The following is a 3,727-nucleotide window of genomic DNA, read 5'->3' on the forward strand; positions in this document are numbered from 1 at the left end:
GTATAGGGCAGATCGGCCTCCTTGATCGCGTCGAACACTGCTCGCTTGAGGTCGAGTGGCGGGATCGAGCCCGGTGCGGCGGCGGCGAAGTCGAGGCCGAAGCCGGCGGAAGGGACATAGCGGGGAACGCCGGCATCGCTCAGCGCCCGCACCAGCGTCATCTCGCTGGCCGAATGCACATGCACCGAGCTGATGACGCGGTCCACCGCACTGGCGGCGCGGACAAGGCTGTCATAGTCGTCGAGATCGCCGACGTGGATTTTGGCGCCGAGTTCCTTCAGCGAATGCAGCCGCTCTTCATCGCCGGCTGTTGCCGGACGAACCAGAACGTGCAGGCGATCGCCATTGCGGGCGCTGGCCTTCGCCATCTCGCTGCCCAGCAGCCCCGTCGCGCCGATGATCAGGGTGCTGGTCATATCGACCTCCCATTGCGCAGGATGGAGCCGTCCCAGTCGCGCTCGAATCCGATGTCGTGCAAGCGATGGTTCGAGAAGCGTGAAACTTGGCGCAGCATGCGGCGGCGCTCGACGACTGCAGAGGCTCTGAGTGCAAGACCGCTCGTCGCGGCGCTGATGGATTCGAGAATCGGTTTCATGGTTCGTCTCCTGTGGTTCAGTAGGCGCAAGCGTGCCGACGCCGTCCGCAAGGGGACAAGCATGACGATTGCTCACACCGTTTCTGGTCGTTCAGCGCAGCGGCGAGATGGGAAAGCCGATCAATATCTGCTGCTACCCCTATAGATTGGACATTTCCGGGCTGGACGACAAACGACTCTTTGTGCAGGATTTGTGAGCAACACTCACAGGTGGACCATGCCGCGCAGACTACCGCCCCTCACTGCCCTGCCCGCCTTCGAGGCTGCCGCCAGGCATCTGAGCTTCTCCAAGGCTGCGGGTGAGCTCAACGTCACCCATGGCGCGGTCAGCCGCGCCATCCGCAACATCGAGGACAGGCTCGGCATCCAGCTTTTCGATCGGGGAACGAGGTCCGTGCGCCTGACGTCGGTCGGCGCGGCCTACGCATCGGAAGTCAGGACGGCGCTGGACCAGATCGCCGCCGCCACCATCGCCGCCACGCCCGACCGCACGGCAGGCATCCTGAATGTCAGCACATCGGACGGTTTTGCCGGCCGCTGGCTGGTGCCGAGGCTGCATCGCTTCCACCGCGCCAACGCCGACATCGACGTGCGGCTGTCGACCTCGGGCGTACTTTCCGATTTCGTCAGCGACGGCATCGATATCGCCATCCGCTACGGCAAGGGCGGCTATGCCGGCGTGACCGCGGAATTTCTCGCCGACGAAGAGGTCTTCCCGGTCTGCAGCCCGGAACTGCTGCAAGGCGAACATCCGCTGCGCCAGCCCGGGGATCTCCGGCATCACAAGCTGATCCACGACGCCTTTCGCATCGACTGGGCAACATGGCTGCAACAGGCCGGCGTGGACGGCATCGATCCCAAGCGCGGCGTGCGCTTCGATTCCGCCACCTTCGCCGTCGAAGCCGCGGTGCATGGCGAAGGCGTGTTGCTCGGCCGAAGCGCGCTGGTCTCGGACGACCTCGCTGCGGGGCGGCTGGTTCGTCCCTTCGATCTCGCGCTGAAATCCGCCTCGCGCTACTACGTCGTCTACCGTGACGGCGCGCTGCGCCAGAAAAAGATCAAGGCGTTCCGCGACTGGCTGTTTGCCGAAGTGGCCGCCGACTGGGTCGGTGCGACGAAGGATGGCTGATGCGGCAAGGGTTCAATTTGTGAAAGGCACCTCTTCGAGGTCTAGCCCTGCACTACTCCTTCGCGCGAAAAACTTCCGGCACGACGAACACTTCGTCGGCCCGGCCATAGCCTCCGTCGGCGACCTCATCGACCAGCACCATCGTGTAGGGGCGCACGCCCTCACCGAAAAAGTCCACGAACATCGCGGTCGTCCGATGGATGAGGTCTTCCTTCTGCGCTTTGGAGAGGGCCGCTTGCGGTAGCTTGATGTTGGCGAATGGCATGATGTTTCCTTAGCTTTTCGAGTGTGGAAGTCAGGCAGTCAGGAGAGCCAAGCCGGCCTGGTTGCCGCCTCAGACCACGCCGCCATTGGCGCGGATGATTTGCCCGTTGACCCAGAAGCTGTCCGGACCGGCCAGGAACGAGACCAGCCCGGCAATGTCGTCGGGCTGGCCGAGCCGGCCGAGCGGGATCATCTTGCCGATGGCCTCGATCTGCGCCTCGCTCTTGCCGTCCGTGAACAGCGCGGTCTCGATCGGTCCGGGCGCCACCGCGTTGACGGTGACACGGCGCGCGCCAAGCTCCTTGGCCAGGATGTGGGTCATCGCCTCGACACCCGCCTTTGTGGCGGCGTAAACGCCGTAGCCCGACTGATAAAGACCGACGACGCTGCTGGAAAAATTGATCATGCGGCCGCCGTCGCGAAGCCGGCGCGCACCTTCCCGCATGCCGCGAAACACGCCGCCGAGATTGATCGCGATCTGGGTGTCGAACGAAGCATCGTCGGTCTGCGCGATCGGCGAAATCTTCATGATGCCGGCATTGTTGACGAGGATGTCGATGCCGCCGAACGCCTTCTCGCCGGCGTCGAACAGCACGGCGATGCCGTTCGGATTGGCGATATCGGCCTGCACGGCGATCGCCCTGCCGCCGCCGGTCTCGATCGCGCGGACCAGTTCTTCGGCCTCCGCGCGGCCCCGTGCATAGTTGACGACAACGGCGACGCCGTCACGGGCGAGCCGCTGTGCGATGGCGGCGCCGATGCCTTTGGAGGCGCCGGTCACGATCGCGGTTCTGGTTTGATTTGTCATCGAAGTCTCTCCGCGTTGTTGGTGACACGGATATAGGCCAAGCCGAATTCCGGATAATCATCCACCCATTGACATCACTATTCGGGAACTGCGAACAAAGAGCATGGATCGGCTGGACACGATGCGGCTCTTTGTTCGCGTTCTGGAGCGGCGCAGCTTCACCGCTGCCGCGGCCGATCTCGGCCTGCCGCGCTCAACCGCGACGGAAGCCATCCGGCGGCTGGAGGAGCAACTCGGCGCGCGGCTGCTGGAACGAACGACGCGGCAGGTGAACGCCACCCAGGATGGTGAAGCCTACTATCGGCGCTGCCTGTCGATCCTGGCCGAGATCGAGGATGCCGAGGCCGCCTTCCGCAACGCCGAGCCTTTCGGCCTGCTGCGCATCGACGCCAGCACGCTGCTCACCCGCACATTCCTGTTGCCGCGCCTGCCGGCGTTTCTCGACCGCTATCCCCGCATCGACCTGCAGATCGGCCAGAGCGACCGGCTGGTCGATCTCGTGCGTGAAGGCGTGGACTGCGTGATCCGCGTCGGCGAGCCGCCCGACAGCGGCATGATCATGCGGCGGCTCGCGATGATCCGCGAGATCACCTGCGCCAGCCCCGCCTATCTCGAGCGCCACGGCACGCCCGCCTCCCCCGATGCGCTCGATGGTCACCAGGCGGTGGGCTTTGTCTCGTCGCGCACCGGAGAGACCCTTCCGTTCGAATTCACTGTCGCCGGCAATATCCGTGAGGTGCGGCTGCCCGGCCGCGTCGCCGCCAACAATTCCGATACCGCCGCCGACCTGGCGCGGCTTGGCCTCGGCCTCATCCAGGCGCCGCGCTATCGCTTCGACAAAGACCTGGCCGAAGGGACGCTGGTCGAAGTGCTGGCCGATTATCCGCCATCGCCGACGCCGCTGTCGGCGCTCTACCCGCAGAACAGACAG

At 64.9% G+C, this 3,727-nt stretch carries 6 protein-coding genes; 2 read left to right on the forward strand and 4 right to left on the reverse strand.

Annotated elements, in window-relative coordinates; translation table 11 throughout:
* Positions 1–416 (reverse strand): NmrA family NAD(P)-binding protein (locus EN991_RS27370; protein WP_127369923.1); only part of this gene is annotated, 416 nt, incomplete at its 3' end.
* Positions 413–595 carry a DUF1127 domain-containing protein gene (locus tag EN991_RS27375; protein ID WP_013530655.1) on the reverse strand — a complete coding sequence of 61 codons (183 nt, stop codon included), beginning with the start codon at positions 593–595 and terminating at the stop codon, positions 413–415. The genes EN991_RS27375 and EN991_RS27370, both read right to left, overlap by 4 nt.
* A gap of 217 nt (positions 596–812) precedes the next feature.
* On the opposite strand from EN991_RS27375, the gene EN991_RS27380 reads away from it, so the two are divergent.
* Positions 813–1,724, forward strand: a complete 912-nt coding sequence (locus EN991_RS27380; protein WP_127369924.1) for a transcriptional regulator GcvA — start codon at positions 813–815, stop codon at positions 1,722–1,724.
* Between the two features lie 52 nt (positions 1,725–1,776).
* Here the strand turns inward: EN991_RS27380 and EN991_RS27385 are convergent, their stop codons facing one another.
* Together EN991_RS27385 and EN991_RS27390 are read right to left on the reverse strand one after the other, a co-directional pair.
* Positions 1,777–1,989: a 4-oxalocrotonate tautomerase family protein gene (locus EN991_RS27385; protein ID WP_127369925.1), complete on the reverse strand. Its 213-nt coding sequence runs from the start codon at positions 1,987–1,989 to the stop codon at positions 1,777–1,779.
* A gap of 69 nt (positions 1,990–2,058) precedes the next feature.
* Complete coding sequence (locus EN991_RS27390; protein ID WP_024501705.1) at positions 2,059–2,796, reverse strand: SDR family oxidoreductase; 738 nt, start codon at positions 2,794–2,796, stop codon at positions 2,059–2,061.
* A 103-nt stretch (positions 2,797–2,899) separates the two neighbouring features.
* On the opposite strand from EN991_RS27390, the gene EN991_RS27395 reads away from it, so the two are divergent.
* The coding region (locus EN991_RS27395) for a LysR family transcriptional regulator (RefSeq protein WP_164769399.1) at positions 2,900–3,727 on the forward strand (828 nt) is incomplete at its 3' end.

This window comes from Mesorhizobium sp. M7A.F.Ca.US.005.03.2.1 (assembly GCF_003997795.1).
In the GTDB taxonomy this organism is placed as follows: domain Bacteria; phylum Pseudomonadota; class Alphaproteobacteria; order Rhizobiales; family Rhizobiaceae; genus Mesorhizobium; species Mesorhizobium ciceri.